The sequence below is a fragment of the Achromobacter ruhlandii genome (assembly GCF_902859695.1).
In the GTDB taxonomy this organism is placed as follows: domain Bacteria; phylum Pseudomonadota; class Gammaproteobacteria; order Burkholderiales; family Burkholderiaceae_B; genus Achromobacter; species Achromobacter ruhlandii.
Genome location: NZ_CADIJL010000051.1, coordinates 1 through 25744, shown reverse-complemented (window position 1 = coordinate 25744; position 25744 = coordinate 1). Strand labels below are relative to the sequence as shown.

Below are 25744 nucleotides of genomic sequence, written 5' to 3'. Positions count from 1 at the left end.
GCCCGTCGCGCCGTCGTCCGGCGCGGCGCGATCGGCCGGGCCGCGGGCAAGGCCTGGCGCCACGTCGACGCCGGCGCCGCCGCCGCGGCCAACCACCGCCATGCCGGCAATATCGCCGGGATCGTCCGCCACATTGCCGTCCGCGCCGTCCGTCGCGCCCGCGCGAGATTTCCGCTGGCGCGCCGAGGATGCCGCGGCGCAGGGCGCGCCGCATGCGCGCGGCGAGCCTCGCGTGAACCTCGCGCCCAAGGCGGCGGCGGAACCGTCGGCGTTGGCCAGGGGCATCGCGCAAAGCGCGCGGCCGCCTTGCCGGGAGGCGCATGCGCACATGGGATTGCTGGCGGCGCCGCTGTTGCTGGCCGACGCGTTGCGCGGGGATGGCTGCAAATGGTGAGCGGGGGCGCAACAGGGCGGGCTGGCCGCGCGGGCGCCGTCGGCGCGGACGGCGCTTGCGTCAGAAGCCGGCCGCCGCCAGCAGGCGAGGCATGACCTCGGCGGCCGCGCCGCGCAGGTTGAAGTGGGCGTGCGTATCGAGCGGCGTGGCGGCGGGGTTGACCTGGGCCACGGTGGCGCCGGCGCGCAAGGCGCGCAACGGCAGTTCGGCCGCGGGATAGACCAGCGCCGAGGTGCCGATGCTCAGGAACAGGTCGCAGTCGCCGGCGGCGTGGAGTGCCTGTTGCCAGGCGCTGGCCGGCAGGCTTTCGCCGAACCAGACGACGCCGGGGCGTATCGGCGCGCCGCAATGGACGCAGGCCGGTGGTGCGATGGCGCGGCCTTCGGCGGGTTCGGCCTGCGGCGGGGAGGCGAACGCCGCGGCCTGGCCGCAGGCGCTGCAGCGCGGCGCGTGCAGGCTGCCGTGCAGATGGATCACGCTGTCGCTGCCGGCGCGCTCGTGCAGGTTGTCGACGTTTTGCGTGATCAGCGCCAGGCCGGGAACGCGCCGCGCCAGGGCGGCGATGGCGCGGTGGGCCGCATTGGGTTCGGCGCGCGCGACGTGGGCGCGGCGCCATTCGTACCAGCCCCATACCAGGTCTGGCTGCGCCGCGAAGGCCTCCGGCGTGGCCAGGGCTCGCGCATCGAAGCGCGACCACAGGCCGGTCAGCGGATCGCGGAAAGTGCTGATGCCGCTTTCGGCGGATACGCCGGCGCCGGTGAAGACGACCACGCGCCGCGCCCGCGCCAGGGCGTCGGCCAGCGCGGGCGGGATGGAAGGAGTCAGGGTATCCATGCCGTAAGGCCGGTAATGAGCAAGTCCGATACGCTGCACGCGCGGCCCTGGGGCTGTCAAGCGCGGCGCGCGCCGGCGGCCGTTGCGGCAAGCGTCCCGAATCGTGGATACTGGAAAGCCCAATTGGGATATTCACTGGCATGGCCCGTTCCGGACCGTGCCCGATCCGGAGACATGCAATGCCCGAAGCCCCCGCCGGCCTGGACCGTCTGCGCCATTTCATCGCCACCGCGACCCGCCTGGCCACGCCCGCCGGGCTGGCGCAGTCGCCCGAGCTGCAGGCCGCGTTCGCCGCATTGATCGCCCATGACGATTGGCTGCCCGAGGCCTGTACCGTGCCGCATCCGCAGTATTACCAGCAATACCTGTTGCATTGCGATCCGCTGGAGCGTTTTTCGATCGTCAGTTTTGTCTGGGGGCCGGGACAACTGACGCCCGTGCATGACCACGAGGTTTGGGGATACGTCGGGATGCTGCGCGGCGCGGAAGTGAACCAGCGCTACGCGCGCGAGGCCGACGGCCGGCTGGTGGCGCGCGGCGCGCCCGAGACCCTGCGCCCCGGCGACGTCGAGCGCCTGTCGCCGCAAGAGGGCGACATCCATCGCGTGTCCAACGCGTTCGACGACAAGGTGTCGATCAGCGTGCACATGTATGGCGGCAATATCGGCGCCGTGTCGCGCCATGTCTACGACCCCGCCACGGGGCAGGCCAAGCCGTTCGTGTCGGGCTATTCGGCGGCCAGCGTGCCGAACCTGTGGGACCGTTCGGCCGCCGTGCGCGCGGCGCTGCCGGCCCCGGCCGCCTGAGGCGCGGCCGCGCCCGGTCGCCGTGTGGCGCGGGCCGGCTTTACGCGGCCAGCCTGGCGCGGCCAAGCCTGTTCGCCGCGCTCGCGGCGTGCTATGTTCGCGTCCTAAATATTGGGAAAATCCAGAATAATGGACAAGACACTGCTCAAGGGGCTGATGGTGCTGGAGGCGGTCACCGACGTCGATAATCCGCCGCGCACCATCGATGCGCTGGCGGCCCGGGTCGGGCTGACGCGCAGCAATACCCATCGCACGCTGCAAACCCTGATCCATGCCGGCTATGTCATCCGCGACGAGGATGGCGGCGGCTATCGCGGCGCGGTGCGACTGTTCGAGCTGGCGGCGCGCCAGCTCGGCCAGCTGGACCTGCGCAAGCTGGCCGCGCCGTTCATGCGCACGCTGGCCGACCAGACCGGCGAAACCGTGCACCTGTCGGTGCTGGATGGTTTCGACGTGGTCTACGTCGACAAGATCGACAGTCCGCAGCCGATCCGCGCCTATTCCATGGTGGGCGGGCGCGCGCCGGCCTATGCCGTGGCCACCGGCAAGGCGCTGCTGGCGTACCAGGCCGACGGCTATGTCGAGCGTTATGCGGATAAGCTGGCGCGGCACACGCCGGCGACGCTGGTGTCGATGGCCCTGCTCAAGGATGAACTGCGCAAGGTGGCGCGCGCCGGCTACGCGATCAATCGCGGCGAGTGGCGCGAGGGCGTGGGCGGACTGGCGGTGGCCTTGTTCAACAGCCTGGACCAGCCGGTGGCGGCGGTTGGCATTTCCGGACCCCTGGACCGCCTGGGGGCGGCCCGCATGAAGCAACTGGCGCCGGACGTGGCCGCCTGTGCCCAGGCCATTTCGCGGGGCATGGGCTACCGGCGCGGCTTCCTGGGCGAATGAGCGCGGCGGCGTCCGCCACGGGATGTTCCTGAATCCTGAATATTGGGATTCAAATTTCAATTAATGATTTACCGAGGATTCCGCCCGGTGCTATGCTGGGCGGCGATCGCACCCTGCCCGCGGGGTTCGCCAACAGAGCAAAGCAAGGCGCATGACGGACCGCTGCATCCCCCAGGATGACACGGCCCAGGCGGCACGCTTGGATTCTTTTTCTTGTCCCATATATTGATTCCGTATAACGAGAGGTCGACATGACTCCTGGCTCGGCATTGGCCGGCATCACCGTGCTCGAGATCTGCAACGTCGCGGCGGGGCCATTCTGCGGCATGCTGCTGGCGGACATGGGCGCCGACGTGATCAAGCTGGAAAACCCGGAAGGGGGCGACACGCTGCGCAGCTGGCCGCCCTTGAGCCAGGGCTATAGCGAGAACTTCGCTTCGCTCAACCGCAACAAGCGCTCGGTCACGCTGAACCTGAAGGATCCGGCCGACCTGGCGCTGGCGCGCGAGCTGGCCGCCGGCGTCGACGTGCTGATCGAGAACAACCGGCCTGGCGTGATGGATCGCCTGGGGTTGGGCTATGCGGCATTGCGCGAGGCCAATCCGCGCCTGGTGTATTGCTCCATCTCGGCCTATGGCCAGTCCGGGCCGCGCGCGCAGGAGGGCGGCTTCGACCTGACCATCCAGGCCATGAGCGGGCTGATGAGCGTGACCGGCGAGGCTGGCGGCGAACCGGTCAAGTGCGGCGTGCCGGTGGCCGATTTCTCGGCCGGCCTGTATGGTGCCTTCGCCATCGCCTCGGCCCTGCGCGCCGCGCAGGCCAGCGGCCAGGGCACCCACATCGACGTGCCGATGCTGGGCGCCACCCTCGGCATCGCGGCGTTGCAGACCTCGGAGTTCTTCGGCAGCGGGCGCGACCCGGTCAAGCTCGGTTCGGCCCACCCGCGCAACGCGCCTTACCAGGCGTTCCGGTGCAAGGATGGCTATTTCGGCATGGCGGCGGGCAACAACGCCTTGTGGAAGGGCGTGTGCGTGACAGTGGGCCGCGAGGACCTGCTGGCGGATCCCCGTTTTACCGACACCAGCGCGCGCGCCCGCAACCAGGATGCGCTGCGCGAGATCCTGGAAGCGATCTTCGCCGCCGACGACGCCCCCACGTGGCTGGCGCGCTTTCGCGCGGCCGGCGTGCCGTGCGCGCCCATCAATACCTATTCCGAGGTGTTGGCGGATCCGCAGGTCGAGCACATGGGCTGGGTGCAGCCGCTCGAACTGCCCAATGGCGTGCGGACGCGCACCTTCGGGCTGCCGGTGCGTTTCGACGGCCAGACCACCGCGCTGCGCCGCCCGCCGCCCGCGCTGGGCGAGCACAACGAGGCCGTGCTGGGGCCGCTGCGCAGCAAGGGGAAAGGCGCATGAGCGCGGCGTTGCGGGTCGAGCGGCGCGGTCCGGCGCAGGTCCTGACGCTGACGCGTCCGGAGAAGATGAATGCATTGTCGGCCGAGCTGGTCGAGGCGCTGATCGCGGCGGTCGACGCGGCCCCGGCGCAGGGCGCCGAGGTCATCGTGTTGCGCGGCGAGGGCCGCAACTTCAGCGCGGGTTTCGATTTCGGCGATTGGGAGGCGCAGAGCGAGGGCGACCTGCTGCTGCGCTTCGTGCGCATCGAGACGCTGCTGCAACGGGTGGCGGCCTCGCCCTGCCTGACGGTGGGGTTGGCGCACGGCCGCAACTTCGGCGCCGGCGTCGATCTGTTCGGCGCCTGCAAATGGCGCGTGGCCGCGCCCGACGCGGCCTTCCGCATGCCCGGCCTGAAATTCGGACTGGTGCTGGGCACGCGCCGCTTCGCCGCGCTGGTGGGCGCCGAGCGCGCCCGCGCCATTCTGGAACAGGCCAGCGTATTCGACGCGGGCCAGGCCCATCGCGACGGCTTCGTCAGCCACCTGGCGGCGCCGGACAGCTGGCCCGACCTCGAGCGCCAGGCCGCCCAGGCCGCCGGCGCCCTGACCGGCGCCGCCCGCGCGCAGCTGTACGCGGCCCTGTCGGCGGAACAGCCCGACATCGACCTGGCGCGGCTGGTGCGATCGGCCGCCGAGCCCGGCCTGAAGGCGCGGGTGGCGGCCTACCTGCAGGCGCGCTGACGCCGCCCGCCCGGCCGGTACGACGAGACGGAAATCGAGGAGGCAGCATGGGTTCGGGATTCAATCAAACGCACAAGCAGTGTTCGCTGGCCGAGCTGGCGGCGCTGGTGCCGGACGGCGCGTCGATCGCGCTGGGAGGCAGCTTCCTGCACCGGGGGCCGTTCGCCTTCGTGCGCGAACTGATCCGCCAGGGGCGGCGCGATCTGGAGCTGGTCAAGCAGTCGCCGGGCTACGACGTGGACATTCTGTGCCGCGCGGGCGCGCTGCGGCGCGTGCGCGCCGGCATCGTGGCGATGGAAGGCAATTTCGGCCTGGCGCCGTGGTATCGCAAGGCCATCGAGCGCGGCGAGGTCGAGCTGGAGGAGCATGCCTGCAACAGCCTGACGGCGGGCCTGCGGGCCGCCGCCTACGGCGTGCCGTTCCAGCCCTGCGGCGGCCTGCACGGCAGCGCCCTGCCGACCCTGAACGGCTGGAAGTGCCTGGAGGATCCCTACGGCAGCGGCGAGCGCACCTGGGTGATCCCGGCGGTGCGGCCGGACTTCGCGGTGATCCAGGCCTCGGAAGTGGACGCGCGCGGCAATGTGCGGGTGCATGGCACGGCGCACTGGGACCGCATCATGTCGCGCGCCGCCGGCAGCGTGCTGGTGGTGGCCGAGAAACGGGTGGACAGCGCCGTGTTCGAGGCGCAGCCCGAGGCCACGCTGGTGCCGTATTTCATGGTACAGGCCTATACGGTGCTGCCGCGCTCGGCCTGGCCGGGTTCGTGCTGGCCGGACTATGCCATCGACTATCCGGCGGTCGAGGCCTACATGGACAAGAACGGCGACCTGGCGGCCCACCTGGCCGCCGCGCCGGAAGCGGGAGCGGCGAATGGCTGAGCAATGGTCGGGGTTCTCGTACATCGTCACCAATCTGGCGCGCTTCATCCGGCCCGACGAGATCACCTTCAGCGGCGTCAATTCGACCCCGCCCATGCTGGCCTGCCTGCTGGCCAAGCGCGCCTACGACTGGGACTACGTCTATATCAACGTGGCGGGCGGGGTCGACCCGCGTCCGTCGCACATCCCGCTGTCCAGCTCCGATCCGGTGCTGGCCGAGCACAGCGCCTCGATCTTCGCCAACGAGGACTTCTACGACCTGTGCACGCGCGGCCGCATGGACCTGGCGTTCCTGGGCGCGGCGCAGATCGACGGCGCCGGCCGCGCCAACAACTCCTGCATCGGTGACTGGCATGCGCCCAAGGTGCGCCTGCCGGGCGGCGGCGGCGGGGCGGTGATGATGCCCACGGCGCGGCGCACCTGCACCTGGCGCACCGAGCATTCGCGCCGGGTGTTCGTGCGGGAGCTGGATTTCGTGACGGCGGGCGGCGGCTTTGCCGGCGTGGCGACGCCGATCGCCGTGTTCGTCAAGCGCGACGGCCGGCTGGCGCTGCAATCCTGGCATCCCGAGTCCAGCCTGGAGGAAGTGCGCGAGCGCACCGGTTTCGATTTCGATGCTGAGGGCGCCGGGCCGACGCCGCCGCCGACCGAGGCCGAGCGGCGCGCCTTGCGCGAGCTGGATCCCGATGGGGTGTTCGAGCGTGATGCGGCGGTGACGCTGCGCTAGGGCGCGTGCGGCTCCCGCCCGTTGGAAAGGGCGTTCAGGCCCGGCGCCGGCCGGATGCGCGCCGCGTGGGCTCAGTCGTGGTTGCCGGCGCGCAGGCGCGCCAGTTCGGCGGAAAGTTCGGCCACCAGCGCCTGGGCGCGCGCCAGCGGATCGTGGCCGGCGACAGCCGGTTCGACGGCGGCCGCGGCGGTGCCCGACGCGCCGCGCAGGCGCGGCTGCACGCTTTCGTGGCCGACGCTGACGTCGACGTCGAACACCAGTTGTTCGGCGCGATGCCAGGTGCTGAACCACTCCAGCGGGCGGCCGTGCTGGTCCATGCCCTGGCCTTCCAGCATCAGCAGCGGCGTGCCCGCCGGCACTTGCAGCAGGCCGGCCAGGGCGGCATCCGCCGCCACCGCGCGGATCTGGTTGCGTCCCGCGCCGGGATGCAGGCCGAAGCGCCGCGTCAGCACGCCGTGCAGCGAAGCGTCGGTGAGTTCCTCGGCGCGCAGCCCGGGCACGGCGGCGGCGGGCAGCCAGGTGCGCACGTAGGCCAGCGGCGCGTCGGCGACGTGGCGCAGCCGCTCCAGCAACAGCAGGTCCTGGGTGCCGAAGAACTCGGCCACGGCCTTGGGCGGCTCGCTGGGCGCGAGATCGAGCACGCGGGTCTTGAGCGTCACGCCGGATTGCGCGAACTGTTCGTACAGGCCGGTGGAGCGTTGCACCAGGCGGCGGTGTTCGCGCGGCGCGGCCACCACCGCCGGGCGTCCGGCCTCGCGCTGGATCAGGCCTTCGGCGGCCAGGGCCGAGAGGGCCTGCCGCACCACGCTGCGGGCCACGCCGAAGTGCTCGCACAGCGCCGCCTCGCTGGGCAGCAGGGCGCCGGCGCCGAGCTTGCGGGTGCGGATGTAGCCGCGTAGCAATGCCGCCACCTGGGCGTGCAGCGGCACGTCGCCGGAACGGTCCAGCGCGGGCAAGTCTTCAGCGTTGGCGGGCGCCATGGAATCAACCTCCTGTTTGAGCCCGCGCAGTTTCCCATACATGCGTCCAGCCCGGGGCCAGATGCGCGGCGCGCTCGGCGGCCAGGATCAGACTGTCTTCGCGGGCGATGCCCTGGCCCGCGATGTCGAACGCGGTGCCGTGATCGACCGACACGCGCACCACCGGCAGGCCGACGGTGATGTTAACGCCGTCATCGCCATAGACGGCCTTGAAGGGGGCGTGGCCCTGGTCGTGGTAACAGGCGATCACGAACTGCCACTTGCCGCGCACGGCTTGCGGGAACAGCGCGTCGGCCGGGATCGGGCCGGCCGCCAGGATGCCGGCGGCGTTGGCCTCGGCCACGGCGGGCGCCAGGATGTCGGCGTCTTCGGTGCCGAAGATGCCGTTCTCGCCGGCGTGCGGGTTCAGGCCCGACACCGCCACCGGACGGTCGCCGCGGCCCAGGGCCTTGGCGAACGAGCCGGCCAGGCGCAGCACCGCGCGCATGCGCGCCGGCGTCAGGTCTTCGATGGCCTGGCGCAGCGACACGTGGGTGGTGGCGTGGAAGATGTAGAGATCGCCGGCGGACAGCACCAGCGAGAAGGTCTTGACGCCGAATTCGTGCGCCAGCAGTTCGGTGTGGCCGGGCCACTTGTGGCCGGCGGCGTGCATGGCGGCCTTGTTCAGCGGCGCGGTGACGATGCCGTCGACCTCGCCGGCGCGCGCCAGGGCGCAGGCGGTGGTGACGAAGCGCACCGAGCCGTCGCCGGCGTCGGCGCTGATCTCGCCCAGCTTGACGTGGCCCAGCGAGGGGCCGGCCTGCAACACTTCGATGATGCCGGGGGCGTTGGTGGCGTCGGCCGGACGCTCGACGCGGCGCACGATGGCGGGATCGCCGCCCAGGCTGCGCACGGCGTTGACCATCACGTCGACGTCGCCGACCACGACCAGGCGAGCCTTCTGGCGCAGTTCGTCATGGCCCATCAGCATCTTGGCCGTGATTTCCGGCCCGATGCCGGCCACGTCGCCGAGGGTGACGGCCAAGAGCGGCAGCTTGGGAGCGGGGGTTTGTGTCATCGCTTGAATCTCCTGTCGCGGATCGCGCGCACGGCGCGAACCAGTACGTCTTCGGCGCCAAAGCCGCCGGCCTTGGTCACCACGGGCAGGCCGTCGGCCGTGCCGCCGGTCAGCGTGCCCAGGGGCACGCCGCCGATCACTTCATCCACCAGGGCGATGCCGCCGGCGCCCAGCGCCAGCAGCACCTGGCGCGCGCCGTCGCCGCCAGTGGCGACCACGCCGGCGGCGCGCGAAGCGCCGATGGCCTGCGCCGCCAGCGCGCCCAGGCGCTGCGCCACGGTGTCGGAATCCAGTCCTTCGCGCTGGCCGGCCGGGGCCAGCAACAGCAGGGTGCCGGCGGCATCGGCGCCGGCCTGCGCGTGGGCGCGCAGCAGCGGCTCGCACCAGTTGCGCCAGGCCGCGTCATCGGCCAGGTCCGCCAGCGAAGGCGCCCAGGTGCGCGCGCCCGCGGCTTGCAGCGCGGCGGCCTGCGCGCGGGCGGCGCTGTGTTGCGAGGTCACCACCACGACCACCGGGGCGGTCTGGTCGGCGCCGGCCCAGACACGGGCCAGCGGCACCGCCAGGCCGCCCGCGCCCACCGGCAGGGCGCGCGGCCCGAGGATGCCGATGGCGCGCGCCAGCCGTTCCAGGTCGGCGTCGTCGCGTGCATCCACCACCACGGTGGCGCCGGCCTGCGCGATGCGCGCGGCCAGCGATTCGGGCGATTCGCCCGCCTTGGCCGCGACGTGGGCGCAGCCCAGCAGGGTCGGGATATGGCTTTCGGTCACGGGCGTGACCGGATCGGTAGCGGCCGAGGTGGCGGTGACGGGCTGGCCGTTCACCATGAGCACGCCGTCTTCCACGGTGCGGCCGGTGGCCGGGAAGGCCGGACATACCACCGCGATGGCGTCATCGCCCCAGGCCGCGCGCGCCGCGTCGATCTCGGCCTTGAAGGCGCCGCGCAGCGTCGAGTCCACTTTCTTGTACAGGCGGGCGACGCCGGCGGCGCGCAGCCGCTCGACGTTGCGCCGGATCACCGCGTACGCCTGCGCGGCGGGCAGGGCGCGGCTGTGGGTGGTGACCGCCAGCACGTCGACGTCGTTGGCGGCCGGCGCGGCCAGCGCCTCGTGCGCGCCGTCGATCGACAGGTGGGTGGTCCAGCCGGCCCGCACGAACTGCACGGCGGTGTCGCCGGAGCCGGTCAGGTCGTCGGCGACGATGGCGATGGCGGGATTCAAAGGGCCTCCCCGCGCGCCTCGCGGTAGCCGCCCGCCGCCGCGTCGTCGGCGGCGTCCTCGGACTTGAGTTCACCGGCGCGCTTGAGGAAGTACGAAGCCAGCACCGGGGCCAGGATCGAACTGATCAGCACACACGCGGCGACCTGCGCGGTGGCGGTCGAGACGTACTGCTGGAAGTTGGGATCGGCGGCCGCGACCACGGCGGGCGTGGCGATGGCGTTGCCGGCGGTGGTGCCGGCCGCGAAGCCCAGGCCGCTCTTGCCGCCGCGGCGCAGGATCAGTCGATAGCCCAGGTAGACCAGGCCGCCGGTGATCGGGCTGATGATCAGGCCCAGGATCAGGCCGGTGATGCCGCCATTGACGACCGCGCCCAGGTTGATGCCGGTGCCCAGCGCGAAGGCGAAGAAGGGGATGACGATGTTGGGCACGGGCTTGAGCACGTCGCGCCACTTGGGATCGAGGTTGCCGACCACCACGCCCAGCAGGAACGGCACCAGCGCCGCCACCAGGGCGATCATGGGGATGTCGGCCAGACCCGAGGCGCCCAGGAACAGCAGGCTGAAGAAGGGGCCGTCGTTGACCGCGCTGGCAACGTAGGCGCCGCGGTCGCGGGCGTCGCCGTACTGGCCGGTGTAGGCCAGCCACAGGCCGCCGTTGCTGTTGTCGAAGGCGGCCAGCATGGCCAGGATCGACACGCCCAGCACGCCGTCCAGGCCGACGTAGCTGCCCAGGATGATGATGAGGGTGGCCGGGACCAGCGTTTTCATCAGCAGGATGGTGCCGGCGGTGGCCAGGATCGGGCCGCCGGTGCGCGCATTGACGTGGGTGCCGGTGGCGAAGATCAGCAGCGCGATCAGCGGCAGGGCGCTGTTCTTGAACAGGGCGGTGGTGAAGCCGCCGATGGCCAGCGCGTCGGGCGCGAAGGTGCCGAGCAGCGAACCCAGGATCAGCGGTACCAGCATCAGGCCGCCGGGGATTTTCTGCATCGTGCCAAAGAAGGGCGAACGGGGGGTTGCGGTCGTCACAATCGGAGTCTCCAGGGGGATTTTCTCGCGGCGCAGACGTTCATGCGTGCGTCTGTCAGGGGGTTGAAAGCCGCCAGTGTACACCTGTACGTACAGCATGTACGTACAGGGTCTTCCCGTGTGGCGGCGGCGCGACGCCCGCCCGCCGCCTTAGTCCAGTCCGACGAAACCGCCGGTCTGGTGGCTCCACAGCCGCGCGTACAGCCCGCCCTGGGCGATCAGGCTGGCGTGGGTGCCGGATTCGACGATGCGGCCGCCGTCCAGCACCACCAGCCGGTCCATGCGGGCAATGGTGGACAGGCGGTGCGCGATGGCGATGACGGTCTTGCCCCGCATCAGCGCCTCCAGGCTTTCCTGGATCGCGGCCTCGACCTCGGAATCGAGCGCCGAGGTGGCTTCGTCCAGGATCAGGATGGGCGCGTCCTTGAGCAGCACGCGGGCGATGGCGATGCGTTGGCGCTGGCCGCCCGACAGCTTGACGCCGCGCTCGCCGACGTGGGCGTCCAGGCCGCGGCGGCCGTCGCCGTCGACCAGGGCGTCGATGAATTCGGCGGCGCGGGCGCGGTCGATGGCGTCGCGCAGTTGCGCCTCGGTGGCGTCGGGCCGGCCGTACAGCAGGTTGTCGCGGATCGAGCGGTGCAGCAGCGAGGTGTCCTGGGTGACCACGCCGATCTGCGAGCGCAGGCTTTCCTGGGTGACGCCGGCGATGTCCTGGCCGTCGATCAGGATGCGGCCGCCTTCCACGTCATACAGCCGCAGCAGCACGTTGACCAGGGTCGACTTGCCGGCGCCCGACGGGCCGATCAGGCCGATCTTTTCGCCCGCATGCACGGTCAGGTCCAGGTGCGGGATGATCTGGCGGCCGCTGCCGTAGTGGAACGACATGTCCTCGAAGCGCACCTCGCCGCGCGTGATGCGCAACGGCACCGCGTCGGGGCGGTCCACGACCTGGCGCGGCTGCGAGATCGTGGCCAGGCCGTCCTGCACGATGCCGACGTTCTCCGAGATGCCGTTCACTTCCCACATGATCCAGGCGGACATGTTGTTGATGCGGATCACCAGGCCGAGCGCCAGCGTAATGGCGCCCAGGCTGATGCTGCCGATGCTCCACAGCCACAGCGCCAGGCCGGCGGTGCTGGCGATCAGGATGCCGTTGAGCGTGTTGATGGACACGTCCATGGCGGTGATGACGCGGGTCGACAGGCGCTGCTTTTCGGTCTGTTCGGTCATGGCCTGGCGCGCGTAGTCTTCCTCGCGGCGGGCGTGGGCGAACAGCTTGAGCGTGGAGATGTTGGTGTAGCCGTCGACGATGCGGCCCATCAGCCGGGAGCGCGCCTCCGAGGCGATGACGGCGCGCGACTGCATGCGCGGCACGAAGTACGCCAGCATGCCGCAATAGATGGCGATCCACAGCACCAGGGGAATCACCAGGCGCCAGTCGGCCTCGGCGAACAGGTACAGCGCGCTGGCCGCGTACAGGATGACGTGCCACAGCGCATCCACCGACTGCACCGCCGAATCGCGCAGCGAATTGCCGGTCTGCAGCACGCGGTTGGCGACGCGGCCGGCGAAGTCGTTGTGGAAGAACGCCAGCCCCTGGTTCAGCACGTAGCGGTGGTTCTGCCAGCGCACCAGCGTGGTCAGGCTGGGCGAGATGGTCTGGTGCGACAGCAGGTCGTGCAGCGCGATCGACAGCGGCCGCAGCACCATCACCACGAACGCCATCCACACCAGCGTGTAGGCGTGCTCGCGGAAGAAGTCCGCCGGCGGGGTGTGCTGCGCCATGTCGACCAGGTCGGCCAGGAAACTGAACAGCGCCACCTCCACCAACGCGCCGCCCAGGCCGACCAGCAGCAGGATGGCGAAGATCGGCCAGACCTGCCACAGGTAGTAGGCGTAGAAGCGCAGCACGCGTCCCGGCGGGGTGATGTCGGGGGCGTCGCGGAACGGGTCGATCAGGTTTTCGAAGTAGCGGAAGACGGGATTCGATTTTGCGCCGGGCATGGCAGGTCCGTAGAAGGAGGCCGCCCAAGCGTATCAGGGTAACCCCTTAAAAATAAAGGGGCTGCGCGCCGTCATCCGTATTGCGCGCGCCGTGTTCCGCCCTCGCGCCGGCTGGCCTTGTCGGTGATGAGGTTGTCCCGCGCCATGCGCTGGCCGCGCCCGGCGATGCGGGTCAGCAGGTCGCGCAGCAGGGCGACCTCGGCGGCATCCAGATCCTGCACCAGCAGGTCGTTCAGGCGCATGACCTCCGGCAGCAGGGCGTGGTAGCGGTCCAGGCCTTCGGCGGTGGCCTCGATGCGCACCACGCGCCGGTCGGCGCTGTCGGGCAGGCGCCGCAGCCAGCCTTTCTCGCACAGGGAACCAAGGGTGCGCGAGGTGCGCGCCAGGTCGAGCCTGGCGGACGCGGCCAGTTCGGCCGAGGTCATGATGCCGCCCTCGACCGCGCAGGCCAGCAGGCGCCATTCGCGCCGGGTGATGCCGAAGCGGCCTTCGCACAGCCGCACGAAGACGGGGTTGGACTGTGCCCAGGCCTGGTACAGCTGGTACATCAGCATTCCGGCCAGGGGGTGTTCGACGGGATCTTGCGGGGGCATGGTCGTCTCCTGCCAACGGCGCGCCGCGTCCATGGCGTGGCGCATATCGTTATGGCGAGTATTGGCAGTTCATATCGTTATGGCAAGTACTGGATTAGATCAAGCAATCTTCACGGCGCTACAGTCGTCTCGCCTATCCAGGCCCAGGCCCGGCATGCGCAAACATAACCGACAGCGGGCCGTTGTCACCAGGGAGACTACCGTGCGTAATTGGATATCCTGCGCCGCGTTCGCGGCGCTCGCGGCGGCTTCGGCCGCGCCCGCCTGTGCCCAGCAGGCGCCGCTGGACGGCGCCCTGACCATCGTGGTGGGCTATCCCCCGGGCGGCAGTTCCGACCGCATCGCGCGGCTGGTGGCCGACCGCCTGAAGGACCGGCTGGGCGTGGCCGTGGTGGTCGAAAACAAGACCGGGGCCGGCGGCCGCATCGCGGCCCAGGGCCTGCATGCGCTGGCGACGCGGCAGAACGTGCTGATGCTGGCCAATCCGGCGGTGATGGTGGTGGCGCCGCTGGTCTACGCCGAACCCGGCTACGACGCCCGCCGCGATTTCCAGCCGGTGTCGCTGGTCAGCCGCTACAAGTTCGCGCTGGCGGTGGCGGCCAATTCGCCCATCCGCGACGTGGCGGGGCTGCGCCAGTGGCTGCGCGATAACCCGCGCCAGTTCTCGGTGGGCGTGCCGGCCACCGGCAGCCTGCCGCACTTCTTCGCGCTGATGCTGGGCCGCCAGATCGGCCAGGAGCCCGAGGTGGTGGGGTATCGCGGCTCGGCGCCGCTGATCTCCGAACTGATCGGCGGCGTGCTGCCGCAGGCGGTCGACACGCTGGACACGCTGCTGCCGCAGCACCGCGCCGGCAAAATCCGCATCCTGGCGACCTCGGGCGAGGCGCGCGATCCGCTGCTGGCGGACGTGCCGACCTTCCGCGAGGCCGGCGTGGACCTGGCGGCCGACGGTTGGAACGCGTTCTTCGCCTCGTCGGCGATGGCGCCGGCCAAGGCCGCCCGGCTGGGCGAGGACATCGCCGCGGTGATGCGCGAGCCGGCCATGCAGCAGGCGGTGCGCGAGTCGTATCTGGAGCCGGTGACGGCGGATGCCGCCGCCACCGGGCGCGAGCTGGACGCCTACCGGGCCCAATGGGAACCGGCGGTGAAGGCGTCCGGCTTCACGGCCACGCAATAGGCGGGCGACGATGAGCACGGTGCAGAATGTGTTGTTCATCATGGCCGACCAGCTGCGGGCGGATCACCTGAGCTGCTATGGCCATCCCTATTTGCAGACGCCCAGCCTGGACGCGCTGGCCGCGCGCGGCGCGCGCTTCGTCCGCGCCTTCGTCAATTCCGGCGTGTGCGGCCCGTCGCGCATGAGCTATTACACGGGGCGCTATCCGTCGCGCCACGGCGCCACCTGGAACCGGGTGCCGCTGTCGGTCAACGAGATCACGCTGGGCGAGTACCTGGCGGGACAGGGGCGCGACCTGGCGCTGGCGGGCAAGACCCACGTCATTCCCGACCGCGCCGGCATGGAGCGCCTGTCGATCGACGGCGGCTCCGAGCTGGGCGCGCTGCTGTCGCGCGGTGGCTTCATCGAGGTCGATCGCTACGACGGCCACCACGAACCGGGCAAGGAAAGCGGCTACCCCGCGTTCCTGCGCAGCCAGGGCTACGACAGCGCCGACCCCTGGACCGACTACGTCATCGCCGGCGTCGATGCGCACGGCCAGGTGGTCAGCGGCTGGAACATGCGCAACGTGCACCTGCCGTCGCGGGTGGCCGAGCCGCATTCCGAAACCGCCTACATGACCGACCAGGCGCTGCGTTTCATGCAGCAGCGCGGCGGCCAGCCCTGGGTGCTACACCTGAGCTACGTCAAGCCGCACTGGCCCTACATGGCGCCGGCGCCCTACCATCAGCGCTACACGGCCGACCAGTGCCTGCCGGTGCGGCGCAACCGCGAGGAGCTGGCCGGCGCGCATCCGGTGGTGGCGGCCTACCGCCAGCACGAGGAAAGCGTCAGCTTCTCGACCGATGAATGCGTGCGCGTGGTGCGTCCGGCCTACCAGGGCCTGATCCGCCAGCTCGACGACCACCTGGGGCGGCTGTTCGACTACATGGAAGGCGCGGGCCTCATGCGCAACACGCTGATCGTGTTCACGGCGGATCACGGCGACTTCCTGGGCGACCACTGGCTGGGCGAGAAGGAACTGTTCTACGACGCCGTGCAGCGCGTGCCGTTCATCGTGATGGACCCGTCGGCCGAGGCCGATGCGACGCGCGGCCAGGCGCTGGCGGACATGGTGGAAAGCGTGGATCTGGTGCCGACGGTGCTGCGCGCGCTGGACGCGCCGAGGCCCTGGCACCGGCTGGAGGGGCGCGAGCTGCAGACCGTGCTGCATGGCCGGGGGGCGGACGAGCCCTGGCGTGACTGCGTGTTTTCGGAGCTGGACTACAGCTTCCGCCAGGCGCGCCTGCTGCGCGGCAAGACGCCGCAGAATGCGCGCGCCTGGTCGGTGCGCACCGACCGCTGGCGCTACGTGTACTGGCTGGACGAACCCGAGCAGCTGTACGACCTGCAGGCCGATCCCGACGAGTTCCAGGACCTGGGCGCCAGCGCCGCGCATGCGGCGGTGCGGTCGCAACTGCGCGAGCGCCTGCTGGACTGGATGCTGCGCGGCAAGCGCCGCACCACCCTGAGCGACGCGGCGGTGGAGCAGGGCACCAACGCGCACAAGCGCGCCGGGGTGTTCTTCGGGCAGTGGTGAAAGACCCTGGGCGGCGGCGCGGGCGGATCGCCCGTCGCCGCGCCCGTGTCGGCATCAGGCGCCCGCGGTGTCCTTCTGCGGCGCCGCGGCTGCCGGCTTGAGTTCGCGCCGCAGGATCTTGCCGACGTTGGTGCGCGGCAGATCGTCGCGGAACTCGACGTAGCGCGGCACCTTGTAGCCGGTGAGCTGGGTGCGGCAATGCGCGATCAGCGTTTCGGCGTCCAGGTTGGGATCCTTGCGGATCACATACAGCTTGACCGCTTCGCCCGAGCGTTCATCGGGCACGCCGATGGCGGCCACCTCGCGCACGCCTGGATGCAGCGCCGCCGCGTCCTCGACCTCGTTGGGATAGACGTTGAAGCCGGACACCAGGATCATGTCCTTCTTGCGGTCGACCAGGAAGACGTAGCCGGCCTCGTCGACATAACCGATGTCGCCGGTGCGCAGGTAGCCGTCGGGCGTCATCACCAGCGCGGTCTCGTCGGGCCGGTTCCAGTAGCCCTGCGTCACCTGCGGGCCGCGCACGCAGATCTCGCCGCGTTCGCCCACGCCCAGCTCGCGCCCGTCGTCGTCGCGGATAGACAGGTCGGTCGACGGCACCGGCAGGCCGATCGAGCCGGTGAAGACCTGCACGTCGAGCGGATTGATGGTCACCGCCGGCGAGGTCTCGGTCAGGCCATAGGCCTGCGCCAGCGAGCGGCCGGTGACGGCCAGCCAGCGTTCGGCCACGGCGCGCTGCACCGCCATGCCGCCGCCCATGGTCAGCCGCAGGCGCGAGAAATCCAGTTTGGCGAAGTCCGGGTGGTTGAGCAGGGCGTTGAACAAGGTGTTGACGCCGGTGAAGGCGCTGAAGGGCACCTTGGCCATTTCCTTGATCAGCCCGCCAATGTCGCGCGGGTTGATGATCAGCAGGCTGCTGGCGCCGATCTTCATGAAGGCCAGGCAGTTCGCCGTGAGCGCGAAGATATGGTAGAGCGGCAGCGCCGTGACGATGCACTCCTCGCCTTCCTTGACCAGCGGCTTGATCCAGGCGTGGGCCTGGGTCACGTTGGCCGCCAGGTTGCCGTGGGTCAGCATGGCGGCCTTGGCCACGCCGGTGGTGCCGCCGGTGTATTGCAGGCAGGCCAGGTCGTCCTGGGTCAGGGCGACCTCCTCGAACGGCAGGTCGCGCCCCTCCCGCAACGCCGCGCCCAGGCGAATGGCGGAGGGGATCGACCAGGCCGGCACCATGCGTTTGACCCGCCGCACCACGAAGTCGACCAGGCGGCCCTTGAGCGGGCTGAGCAGTTCACCGATCGAGGTCACCAGCACTTTCTCGACCGGGGTGTCGGGCAGCGCCTTTTGCAGCGTGGCGGCGAAGTTGTCGGCCACCACGATGGCGCGCGCGCCGGCGTCGGCCAGCTGGTGCGCCAGTTCGTGCGCGGTGTAGAGCGGATTGCAGTTGACCACGGTGCAGCCGGCGCGCAGGGTGCCGAACAGGCACACCGGGTACTGCAGCAGGTTGGGCATCATCAGCGCCACCCGATCGCCCTTGCGCAGGCCGTTGGCGTGGAGCCACGCGGCGAAGTCGCGCGTCAGGCGGTCGAGTTCGGCGTAGGTCATGGTCTTGCCCATGCTCAGGTACGCCGGCTTGTCGGCGAAACGCCGGCAACTGTCCCGCGCGATCGAGACCAGCGTGGTGGCGCTGTCCAGTTCGATGTCCTTGGGGATGCCCGGGGGGTAGCTTTTCTGCCAGATTCGTTCCATCTTCAAGGGGCTCCCAACAGGGCTTTTTTCAGGGAGGACTGGGCCGGATCATTGCCCAGCCAGACCCGCAGCAGCGCGCGGCCGAAGGCCGGGTCGTCGATGCGGCCGCGCTGCTTGCCGTTATCGGTGATGGTCACGCCGCGGGCGTCGAAGTCCAGGTCGATCACGTCGCCTTCGCGAGCCGAGCCGATCTCGGCCATCAGCGCCGACAGGCGCGCGGCGGACGGTTGCAGCGCGGCGAGTTCCTGTTTGGGCGTATTGTCGCGCAATCCTTCCTGCAGCGCCGCGTCCAGGCTCTTGCTATCGACATCCCGCAAGAGTTGCAGCCGCATGCGGCGCGGGTCGTTGCTGTTGATCAGGGTCGCGGCGTCCTGGCTCCTGGCGCTGGCATACAGCGCCGCCACATACACCTTGACCACGAACTTGGTGCGCAGGCCGGCGCCGTTCAGCACCAGCGCGTGGCCGCCTTCGGACAACTGCGCGGGGAGGCGCACACCGGCCACGTCCATGTCGGCGGCCAGCGTGGGGGCGGCCGTCAGGCAGGCGGCCAGGACCAGGCTCAGGGCGGTGGCGCGCCCTCCGGGGATGATGTCACGCATGGGTCTCCTCCAGTCGTTTTCTGCTTGTAGTACTTCTTGTCGGCGATGTAGATCGTGCGTTCCACGACGGCATAGACGACGCCGTCCTTGTCCTTCAATTCCACGGTGTAGGTCCGGGTGGTCTCGCGGTCACGCGCAAGAATCCTGCGTATGTCCGCGATTTCTCCCGGCGGCAGCCGGAAGTCCACATACAGCGTGGTATAGGCGGGCTTGCGGTAGCGGATGGATGCCGCCTTGTCCCACACGATGTGGTCCGCGCCCAGCGCCGCCATCAGCATGGTGGGATGGGCGCCGTCGGTCACCGCGAACAGCGAGCCGCCGTACATCGAGCCCACGATGTTGCGCGTGCGCCGCAGCAAGGGCAGCTTGATGCGGATGTGCTGGAAATCGTGCGACACGTGCAACACCCGGCCGCCGGTGGCGCGGAACGCCGGGTGCAGGTTGAATCCCACCCGCATCAGGCGCGCGCGCCAGGCCGGCGACAGGCGTTTGAACCAATAGGGCTTCACCGCTTTACATCGCCTCGGTTACATGGCTTCGAACAGGCCGGCCGCGCCCATGCCGGTGCCGATGCACATCGTCACCATGCCGTACTTGCCGCCGGTGCGGCGCAAGCCGTGCATCAGCGTGGCGGTGCGAATCGCGCCGGTCGCGCCCAGCGGATGGCCCAGCGCGATGGCGCCGCCCAGCGGGTTGATCTTGGACGGATCGAGCTTGAGTTCGCGGATCACCGCCAGCGATTGCGCGGCGAAGGCCTCATTCAGTTCGATCCAGTCCAGGTCGTCCTGCGCGATGCCGGCGCGCGCCAGCACCTTGGGAATGGCGGCCATGGGGCCGATGCCCATGACTTCCGGCGGCACGCCGGCCACCGAGTAGCTGACGAAGCGCGCGAGCGGGCTGAGGTTGAATTCGCGCAGCACCCGCTCGGACACCAGCACCACCGCGGCGGCGCCGTCGGACATCTGCGAGCTGTTGCCGGCGGTGACGCTGCCGCGCGCGGCGAATACGGGCTTGAGCCGCGCCAGTCCCTCGGCGCTGCTGTCGGGGCGCGGGCCTTCATCGACTTCGACCAGGCGCCGGGTTTCGCGCACCTCGCCCTTGGATCCGCCAGGCAGTCGCGTCACCACCTCGAACGGCGTGGTCTCGGCGCGGAAGTGGCCGGCGGCGATGGCGGCGTTGGCCTTCTGCTGCGAGGCCAGCGCGAAGGCGTCCTGGTCTTCGCGCGATACTTTCCATTGCTCGGCCACTTTCTCGCCGGTCAGGCCCATGCCGAAGGCCATGCCGACGTTCTCGGGGTGCGAGAAGATGGCCGGGTTGAGCGACACCTTGTTGCCCATGATCTGCGGCATGGCGCTCATGGACTCGGTGCCCGAGCCGATCATGATGTCGACCTCGCCGCTGCGGATGCGCGCGGCGGCGTCGGCCACCGCCTGCAGCCCGGAGGCGCAGAAGCGGTTGACGGTGACGCCGGCCACGCTCTGCGGCAGGCCGGCCAGCAGCAGGCCGATGCGCGCCACGTTCATGCCCTGCTCGGCTTCCGGCATGGCGCAGCCGGTAATGACATCGTCGATGCGCGCCGGATCCAGCCACGGCGTTTGCTTCAACACGCCCTGCAGCGCCGCCGCCAGCATGTCGTCGGGCCGGGTGGTGGCATACACCCCATTGCGCTTGCCCACCGGCAGCCGCGTCGCCGCAACGATGTAAGCCTCTTGAATCTGCTTGCTCATATCATTTCCTCGTATCCATAACAGTCACCCTACGTCCATCACGGTTTCTCACTAGCGGGGCCGCGCGGATCCGGCTTCGCCGGTCCGCCGCCGGCGCCCCTGGGGGAGGCGCCGCAGGCGCTAGGGGGGGCTTAATTTCGCAGTGGCTTGCCCGTGTCCAGGGTGTGGCGGATGCGCGCCTGGGTCTCGGGCGTGCGCAGCAGCGCCACGAACTCCTTGCGCTCGACCGCCAGCAGCCATTCCTCGTCGACTTTGGCGCCCGTCTCGACCTCGCCGCCGCACAGCGCCACCGCGGCGCTGCGGGCCACGCGGTAGTCGTGGGCGCTGATCATGCCGCCCTCGCGCATGTTGACCAGCACCATCTCGAAGTTGGCGATGCCGTTGCGGCCGGCCACCGGCACGCCCTGCAGGCGCGGCGGCGGCACGTAGCCGGCGGTGGCGGCGGCGCGCGCCTGGCCGATGGCCACGAACAGCAGCTCGCCAGGATGGAACAGCACGATGTCCTGTTCGCGCGCGAAGCCCAGGTCGACAGCCTCGATGGCGCTCTTGGCGACCCGCGCCATGGCGATGGTCTGGAACACCGGCTGCAGGAAGGGGAACACCTCGCCGGGCGTGGCGGTCTTTGCCGCCAGCGCCGCGGCGCGGCCGGCGAATTCCTTGCTGCCGCCGCCGGCCGGGATCAGGCCGACGCCGGCCTCGACCAGGCCGATGTAGCTTTCCAGCGCCAGCACGCGGTGCGAGGCGTGCATCAGGAATTCGCAGCCGCCGCCCAGCGCCATGCCCTGCACGGCCGCCACGGTGGGGATCTGCGCGTACTTGAAGGACTGCGAGGTGCGCTGGAATTTCTCGACGGTGGCTTCCAGCATGTCCCACTGGCCGGCGGCGCAGGCTTCGGATACTTGCTGCAAATTGGCGCCCACGGCGAACGGCGCGTCGTGCCAGATCACCAGGCCGTCGAAATCCCGCTCGGCGCGGGCCACGGCTTGCAGGATGCCTTCGAGCACCTCGGCGCCCAGCGTGTGGTTCTTGGAGGTGACCGACAGGATGGCGATGCCGGCGTCGACCTCGGGCAGGTTCCACAGGCGCACGCCTTCGTTTTCCCAGACCGTGGTGCCGCGGTCGTCGGGGCCTTCGCCGAACACGCGCTCGGGGAACAGCTGGCGCTGGTAGACCGGCAGCGCCGAACGCGGATGCAGCTTGCCGCTGCGCGCGGAATACGAGCCCGCGGGCGTGTGCACCCCCTGGCGCTCGGGCTCCAGGGCCCAGGCGGGCAGCGGCGCGTCGCTCATGGCACGGCCGGCGGCGATGTCCTCGGCCACGGCGCGGGCGATGGCCTGCCAGCCGGCGGCCTGCCAGGTCTCGAACGGGCCCTGGGCCCAGCCGAAGCCCCAGCGCATGGCCAGGTCCAGGTCGCGGGCGTTGTCGGCCACCTGGCCGAGCTGCACCGCGCTGTAGTGGAAGATGTCGCGGAACAGGCTCCACAGGAACTGGGCCTGCGGATGGTCGCTGGCGCGCAGCGCGGCGAAGCGCTTGGCCGGATCGCGTTCTTTCAGCTGCGCGGCGACCTCGTCGGCGAGCTTGCCGGCGCTGGGGCGGTAGTCCTGGGCCCGCAGGTCCAGCACCTGGATCTCGCGGCCCGCCTTGCGGTAGACGCCGGCGCCGCTTTTCTGGCCCAGCGCGCCCTTGGCGATCAGGGCCGACAGCCAGGCGGGCAGCGTGAAATAGCGGTGCCAGGGATCGTCCGGCAGGTTCTTGTCCATGGTGCCGACCACGTGGGCCAGCGTGTCCAGGCCGACCACGTCGGCGGTGCGGTAGGTGGCGCTCTTGGGACGGCCGATCTTGGGGCCGGTGAGGGCGTCGACCTCGTCGAAGCCCAGGCCCAGGCGCTGAGTGTGGTGCATGGCGGCCAGGATCGAGAACACGCCGATGCGGTTGGCGACGAAGTTGGGCGTGTCGAGCGCGCGGATCACGCCCTTGCCCAGCGTGGAGGTCAGCCAGGTTTCGAGCTGGTCCAGCACCGGCGCCTGGGTGTGCGCGGTGGCGATGATTTCCACCAGGCGCATGTAGCGCGGCGGATTGAAGAAATGGATGCCGCAGAAGCGGTCGCGCAGCGCGGCCGGCAGGGCGTTGGCCAGCGCGTCGATCGACAGGCCGGAGGTATTGGAGGCGATGATGGCGCCGGGCGCGACGTGCGGCGCGATGCGCTCGTACAGCGCGGTCTTCCAGTCCATGCGCTCGGCGATGGCTTCGATGATCAGGTCGCAGCCGCGCAGCTGTTCGATATGGTCGTCGTAGTTGGCCGGGGTGATCAGGGCCAGGCGGGCGGGGCTGGCCAGCGGCGCGGGCTCCAGCTTCTTCAGGCCGGCCAGGGCTTTCTTGACGATGCCGTTGCGGTCGCCTTCGGGCGCGGCAAGGTCGAACAGCGTGACGGGCACGCCGGCGTTGGCCAGGTGGGCGGCGATCTGCGCGCCCATGACGCCGGCACCCAGCACGGCGACGTGTTTGACGACGAACTTGCTCAAGGAAGTCTCCTGAAAATGCGGGCGGAAGACGGGGCCGGCCCGTCATCCGCCCCGGCAGGGCTAGAAGCGGGACGACAGTTGCAGGCCGAAGATGTGGCCGCTGCTGTCATAGGTGCCCGCGACGCGGCCCTTGGTCAGCTGGTTGCCGGACGTGGTGTCGATGTCCGTCTTGCGCAGGTAGAGATAGGTATAGCCCAGATCGAGCGTGGTGCTCTTGGTGGCCTGCCATTGCACGCCCGTCGAGAACCAGTAGCGGTCGTTGTCGGGCAGCGAAGTCGGACGGTCCTCGGCCTTGTGGACCGGCGACTGGTCGTAGGCCAGGCCGAACTTCCACTTCCAGTCGGGCGCGAACTTGTAGGACGTGCCCACGGCGATGCGCCACGTGTCGCGGAAGTTCAGCGGCAGGTCGTCATCGCGCGCGCCGGTGCCGGAGTTGCGGATCTTCAGGTCGGGGATGCTGCTCCAGCCGGTCCAGGAGATGTCGCCCAGCAGTTCCCACTTCTCGTTGAGCTGGTGGGTGGCGCTCAGGATCAGGGTGTCGGGCAGGTCGACCGAGGCCTTGGCGTCGAACGAGACCGACTGGCGGGTCGGGCCGATGTTGTCGATATCGGTGTCGCCCTTGGCGGTGTGCTTGATCTTGGAGCGGTACGACAGGCCGATGCGGGTGTCTTCGGTGGGTTGCAGCATGAAGCCCACGTTCCAGCCCCAGGCGTCGCCCTTCAGGTTGAGGTCGGCGTCGCCGTTGGTGAAGACGGTGCGGCCGCCGGGCAGGGCCACGGGCACCACGGTCTTCTTCTTGTAGGTGGCGTCGATGTGCTGCCAGTTGACGCCGAAGCCCATCGAGAACTTGTCGTTGACCTTGTAGGCGATCGACGGGTTGATGTTGATGGTCTTGATCTCGAACTTGTTCGAGTGGTATTGGCCTTCCCAGCCCTTGTCGTATTCGGTCATCAGGCCGAACGGCGCGCCGATGCCCAGGCCGATGAACCACTGGTCGCTCAGTTGCCACGAGCCGTACAGGTTGGGCACGACGCCCAGGTTGCCGGCATCGCCGCCGTCGCCGCCGGTGGGGCGGGTGCCGCCCAGCGCCGTCGGATTGCGGCTGTTGCCGTTGTCCGAGAACTTGAACGAGGGCTTGATCAGATTGACGCCGCCCGAGACATTGATGCCCGGCAGGTAGGTCATGCCCGCCGGGTTGTAGTAGATGATGCTGGCGTTTTCCGGATTTGCCGCCGAGCCCGCGTAGGCGTTGCCCAGGCCGCTGGCATTCTGCTCAAGGAGCTGAAAGCCGGCGCCGTGGGCGGCGCTGGTGGCGCCCAGGCCGACCACAATGGCGGACAGGGTGCTCAGGGACAATGAACGTCTGCTCATGGTACTGCCTCCTCATGTTGGATAGGTATGTCTCTATGGCACTGCCGGTCTCGTCGTCCCGGTCTATCCGGCTCAAGGGGGTCCAGGCCGGTTTGGTTTGTTGACGCGTTACTGCGCTAGGCACTGCGACTGCTCTGGTAATGCAGGGGTCCGCCCGTGAACGGCGCGAACCCGGTTCCGAAAATCACGCCGGCGTCGGCCAGGTCGGCGTCGGCCACCACGCCGGCCTCGACCCGCTCGCGGGTGGCATCGACCAAAGGCTGGATCAGGCGCTCGGCCAGGCCGGCCGGCGCCTGCGCGCCGCCCTGGCCGTCCTTGACCGGTTTGCCGTCGCGCCAGGTGTAGAAGCCGCGGCCGCTCTTCCTGCCCAGGTCGCCGCGCGCCAGCTTCTCGGCCAGGCAGCGCGGCGGCTCGGCGCCGCCAGCCAGTTCCTGCCCCGCCGCGCGGGCGATGTCCAGGCCGACGGTGTCGGCCAGCTCGAGCGGGCCCATCGGCATGCCGAACGCCACCATGGCCGCGTCCACGGCGGCGGGCGATAGACCGTCGTCGATATTTCGCATGGCCTGAAGCATATACGGTGCCAGCACCGCATTGACCAGAAAACCGGGGGCGCTACGCACGGGCAAGGCCAATTTTCCAATCTGTCCTACAAAGGCGTTGGCGCGCGCCAGCGTTTGCGCGGCAGTGCCGTCCGCATGCACGACTTCCACCAGCGGCATCTTGGCCACGGGGTTGAAGAAGTGGATGCCGATCAGCCGTTCGGGGCGGGCCAGCCCGGCGCTCAGCGTTTCCAGCGACAGGCTGGAGGTGTTGGTGGCCAGCAGCGCGTCGGCCTTCATGCGCGGCTCCAGCGATTGGTACAGCCCGCGCTTGGCCTCCGGGTTCTCGCTGATGGCCTCGATCACCACGTCGGCCAGCGGCACGCCGCCGCCGGCGGGGTCGGGCATCAGCCGGTCGAAGGCGGCGCGCGCCGCGCGGCGATCCTTCAGGCGGCGCGAGAACAGCGTCGCGGCGCGCTTGATGGCGGGCGCGATGCGGGCCATGTCCTGGTCCTGCAGCGTCACGGTCAGGCCCTTGAGCGCGCACCAGGCGGCGATGTCGCCGCCCATCACACCCGCGCCGACCACGTGCACGTGGCGCACCGGCGCGATGCCGGGCTGGCGGCCATTGGCTTTCAGGCGTTCCTGCAGCCGGAACACGCGCAGCAGGTTGCGGGCGGTATCCGAGGCGATGATGGTGTCGATCAGCGCCGGCGCCTGCAAGGCGTTGCCGCCGTGTTTTTCCCAGAGTTCGATGATGGCGGGCGCGGCCGGGTAGTGGCCCAGCGGATCCTTGGCGGCGACCTGCTTGCGGGCGCGCTGGGCGGCCACCGCCTTGAGCGGCCAGCGGTTCAGCCAGGCGCCCAGGCCGCGCGCGCGGCGCGGCGGCTTGCCCGACAGCACCATGCCGCGCGCCGCCGCCTGCAGCAGGCGGGTTGGCA

General features: G+C 70.1%; 23 protein-coding genes. 9 read left to right on the top strand and 14 right to left on the bottom strand.

The genetic code is table 11. The features are described from left to right. Positions 1-394, top strand: a 394-nt coding sequence (locus tag HV742_RS30455) for a hypothetical protein (protein ID WP_175147151.1), incomplete at its 5' end; no start/stop codon positions are given. 60 nt (positions 395-454) lie between these two features. On the opposite strand, the gene HV742_RS30450 is transcribed toward HV742_RS30455, so the two are convergent. Next, entirely contained in the window at positions 455-1228 is a 774-nt protein-coding gene (locus HV742_RS30450) for an SIR2 family NAD-dependent protein deacylase (RefSeq protein WP_175147150.1), read from the bottom strand. Positions 1229-1407: 179 nt separating this feature from the next. Here HV742_RS30450 and HV742_RS30445 point away from each other — a divergent pair, with 179 nt between their 5' ends. From HV742_RS30445 to HV742_RS30420, 6 genes are all read left to right on the top strand, one after another. Then, positions 1408-2034 (top strand): cysteine dioxygenase family protein, encoded by a 627-nt coding sequence (locus HV742_RS30445; protein ID WP_175147149.1) that lies wholly within the window; start codon positions 1408-1410, stop codon positions 2032-2034. 129 nt (positions 2035-2163) lie between these two features. After that, positions 2164-2928 carry an IclR family transcriptional regulator gene (locus tag HV742_RS30440; RefSeq protein ID WP_054417258.1) on the top strand — a complete coding sequence of 255 codons (765 nt, stop codon included), beginning with the start codon at positions 2164-2166 and terminating at the stop codon, positions 2926-2928. Between the two features lie 251 nt (positions 2929-3179). Then, complete coding sequence (locus HV742_RS30435; protein WP_049072943.1) at positions 3180-4343, top strand: CaiB/BaiF CoA transferase family protein; 1164 nt, start codon at positions 3180-3182, stop codon at positions 4341-4343. Further along, positions 4340-5062, top strand: coding sequence for an enoyl-CoA hydratase/isomerase family protein (locus HV742_RS30430; protein ID WP_068952816.1), 723 nt, complete (start codon positions 4340-4342; stop codon positions 5060-5062). The genes HV742_RS30435 and HV742_RS30430 overlap by 4 nt, the downstream gene beginning before the upstream one ends. A gap of 47 nt (positions 5063-5109) precedes the next feature. Next, positions 5110-5940: a CoA transferase subunit A gene (locus tag HV742_RS30425; protein ID WP_049072945.1), complete on the top strand. Its 831-nt coding sequence runs from the start codon at positions 5110-5112 to the stop codon at positions 5938-5940. Next, positions 5933-6667, top strand: a complete 735-nt coding sequence (locus HV742_RS30420) for a CoA-transferase subunit beta (RefSeq protein ID WP_175147148.1) — start codon at positions 5933-5935, stop codon at positions 6665-6667. The genes HV742_RS30425 and HV742_RS30420 overlap by 8 nt, the downstream gene beginning before the upstream one ends. A gap of 71 nt (positions 6668-6738) precedes the next feature. On the opposite strand, the gene HV742_RS30415 is transcribed toward HV742_RS30420, so the two are convergent. The 6 genes from HV742_RS30415 to HV742_RS30390 form a co-directional block, all read right to left on the bottom strand. After that, on the bottom strand, positions 6739-7647 hold the full coding sequence (locus HV742_RS30415) for a GntR family transcriptional regulator (protein ID WP_049072947.1): 909 nt from the start codon (positions 7645-7647) through the stop codon (positions 6739-6741). A 4-nt stretch (positions 7648-7651) separates the two neighbouring features. Beyond that, positions 7652-8704, bottom strand: coding sequence for a 4-hydroxythreonine-4-phosphate dehydrogenase PdxA (gene pdxA, locus HV742_RS30410; RefSeq protein ID WP_175147147.1), 1053 nt, complete (start codon positions 8702-8704; stop codon positions 7652-7654). Beyond that, the gene (gene dtnK / locus HV742_RS30405) at positions 8701-9921 is read right to left on the bottom strand and encodes a D-threonate kinase (protein ID WP_175147146.1); all 1221 of its coding nucleotides are present in this window, start codon (positions 9919-9921) and stop codon (positions 8701-8703) included. Before dtnK ends, pdxA begins: the two co-directional genes overlap by 4 nt. Beyond that, positions 9918-10946: a 2-keto-3-deoxygluconate permease gene (locus tag HV742_RS30400; RefSeq protein WP_080977377.1), complete on the bottom strand. Its 1029-nt coding sequence runs from the start codon at positions 10944-10946 to the stop codon at positions 9918-9920. Before HV742_RS30400 ends, dtnK begins: the two co-directional genes overlap by 4 nt. 150 nt (positions 10947-11096) lie before the next feature. Continuing rightward, positions 11097-12950: an ABC transporter ATP-binding protein gene (locus HV742_RS30395; RefSeq protein WP_059271896.1), complete on the bottom strand. Its 1854-nt coding sequence runs from the start codon at positions 12948-12950 to the stop codon at positions 11097-11099. 71 nt (positions 12951-13021) lie between these two features. Then, entirely contained in the window at positions 13022-13543 is a 522-nt protein-coding gene (locus HV742_RS30390; RefSeq protein WP_175147145.1) for a MarR family winged helix-turn-helix transcriptional regulator, read from the bottom strand. 202 nt (positions 13544-13745) lie between these two features. Here HV742_RS30390 and HV742_RS30385 point away from each other — a divergent pair, with 202 nt between their 5' ends. After that, a complete protein-coding gene (locus HV742_RS30385; protein WP_175147144.1) occupies positions 13746-14720 on the top strand; it encodes a Bug family tripartite tricarboxylate transporter substrate binding protein in 975 nt (324 codons plus the stop codon). 10 nt (positions 14721-14730) lie between these two features. Then, complete coding sequence (locus HV742_RS30380) at positions 14731-16299, top strand: sulfatase-like hydrolase/transferase (RefSeq protein ID WP_175147143.1); 1569 nt, start codon at positions 14731-14733, stop codon at positions 16297-16299. A 54-nt stretch (positions 16300-16353) separates the two neighbouring features. Here HV742_RS30380 and HV742_RS30375 read toward each other — a convergent pair whose 3' ends face one another. From HV742_RS30375 to HV742_RS30345, 7 genes are all read right to left on the bottom strand, one after another. After that, the gene (locus tag HV742_RS30375; RefSeq protein WP_175147142.1) at positions 16354-18045 is read right to left on the bottom strand and encodes an AMP-binding protein; all 1692 of its coding nucleotides are present in this window, start codon (positions 18043-18045) and stop codon (positions 16354-16356) included. 2 nt (positions 18046-18047) lie between these two features. Beyond that, entirely contained in the window at positions 18048-18644 is a 597-nt protein-coding gene (locus HV742_RS30370; RefSeq protein ID WP_175147141.1) for a chalcone isomerase family protein, read from the bottom strand. Next, positions 18605-19153 (bottom strand): DUF4442 domain-containing protein, encoded by a 549-nt coding sequence (locus HV742_RS30365; protein ID WP_175147140.1) that lies wholly within the window; start codon positions 19151-19153, stop codon positions 18605-18607. The genes HV742_RS30370 and HV742_RS30365 overlap by 40 nt, the downstream gene beginning before the upstream one ends. Positions 19154-19171: 18 nt before the next feature. Next, positions 19172-20371 (bottom strand): acetyl-CoA C-acyltransferase, encoded by a 1200-nt coding sequence (locus tag HV742_RS30360; protein WP_059271886.1) that lies wholly within the window; start codon positions 20369-20371, stop codon positions 19172-19174. Between the two features lie 131 nt (positions 20372-20502). Next, positions 20503-22893, bottom strand: a complete 2391-nt coding sequence (locus tag HV742_RS30355; protein ID WP_175147139.1) for a 3-hydroxyacyl-CoA dehydrogenase/enoyl-CoA hydratase family protein — start codon at positions 22891-22893, stop codon at positions 20503-20505. Positions 22894-22953: 60 nt separating this feature from the next. Continuing rightward, positions 22954-24264 carry an OmpP1/FadL family transporter gene (locus HV742_RS30350; protein ID WP_175147138.1) on the bottom strand — a complete coding sequence of 437 codons (1311 nt, stop codon included), beginning with the start codon at positions 24262-24264 and terminating at the stop codon, positions 22954-22956. Positions 24265-24380: 116 nt separating this feature from the next. Next, a partial coding sequence (locus HV742_RS30345; RefSeq protein ID WP_175147137.1) for a 3-hydroxyacyl-CoA dehydrogenase family protein occupies positions 24381-25744 on the bottom strand: 1364 nt, incomplete at its 5' end.

What these genes read in the sequence shown, in the direction of transcription:
- HV742_RS30450 (WP_175147150.1), bottom strand. Translation starts at nt 1,228, where the DNA reads ATGGATACCCTGACTCCTTCCATCCCGCCCGCGCTGGCCGACGCCCTG.
- HV742_RS30445 (WP_175147149.1), top strand. Translation starts at nt 1,408, where the DNA reads ATGCCCGAAGCCCCCGCCGGCCTGGACCGTCTGCGCCATTTCATCGCC.
- HV742_RS30440 (WP_054417258.1), top strand. Translation starts at nt 2,164, where the DNA reads ATGGACAAGACACTGCTCAAGGGGCTGATGGTGCTGGAGGCGGTCACC.
- HV742_RS30435 (WP_049072943.1), top strand. Translation starts at nt 3,180, where the DNA reads ATGACTCCTGGCTCGGCATTGGCCGGCATCACCGTGCTCGAGATCTGC.
- HV742_RS30430 (WP_068952816.1), top strand. Translation starts at nt 4,340, where the DNA reads ATGAGCGCGGCGTTGCGGGTCGAGCGGCGCGGTCCGGCGCAGGTCCTG.
- HV742_RS30425 (WP_049072945.1), top strand. Translation starts at nt 5,110, where the DNA reads ATGGGTTCGGGATTCAATCAAACGCACAAGCAGTGTTCGCTGGCCGAG.
- HV742_RS30420 (WP_175147148.1), top strand. Translation starts at nt 5,933, where the DNA reads ATGGCTGAGCAATGGTCGGGGTTCTCGTACATCGTCACCAATCTGGCG.
- HV742_RS30415 (WP_049072947.1), bottom strand. Translation starts at nt 7,647, where the DNA reads ATGGCGCCCGCCAACGCTGAAGACTTGCCCGCGCTGGACCGTTCCGGC.
- pdxA (WP_175147147.1), bottom strand. Translation starts at nt 8,704, where the DNA reads ATGACACAAACCCCCGCTCCCAAGCTGCCGCTCTTGGCCGTCACCCTC.
- HV742_RS30395 (WP_059271896.1), bottom strand. Translation starts at nt 12,950, where the DNA reads ATGCCCGGCGCAAAATCGAATCCCGTCTTCCGCTACTTCGAAAACCTG.
- HV742_RS30390 (WP_175147145.1), bottom strand. Translation starts at nt 13,543, where the DNA reads ATGCCCCCGCAAGATCCCGTCGAACACCCCCTGGCCGGAATGCTGATG.
- HV742_RS30380 (WP_175147143.1), top strand. Translation starts at nt 14,731, where the DNA reads ATGAGCACGGTGCAGAATGTGTTGTTCATCATGGCCGACCAGCTGCGG.
- HV742_RS30375 (WP_175147142.1), bottom strand. Translation starts at nt 18,045, where the DNA reads ATGGAACGAATCTGGCAGAAAAGCTACCCCCCGGGCATCCCCAAGGAC.
- HV742_RS30370 (WP_175147141.1), bottom strand. Translation starts at nt 18,644, where the DNA reads ATGCGTGACATCATCCCCGGAGGGCGCGCCACCGCCCTGAGCCTGGTC.
- HV742_RS30360 (WP_059271886.1), bottom strand. Translation starts at nt 20,371, where the DNA reads ATGAGCAAGCAGATTCAAGAGGCTTACATCGTTGCGGCGACGCGGCTG.
- HV742_RS30350 (WP_175147138.1), bottom strand. Translation starts at nt 24,264, where the DNA reads ATGAGCAGACGTTCATTGTCCCTGAGCACCCTGTCCGCCATTGTGGTC.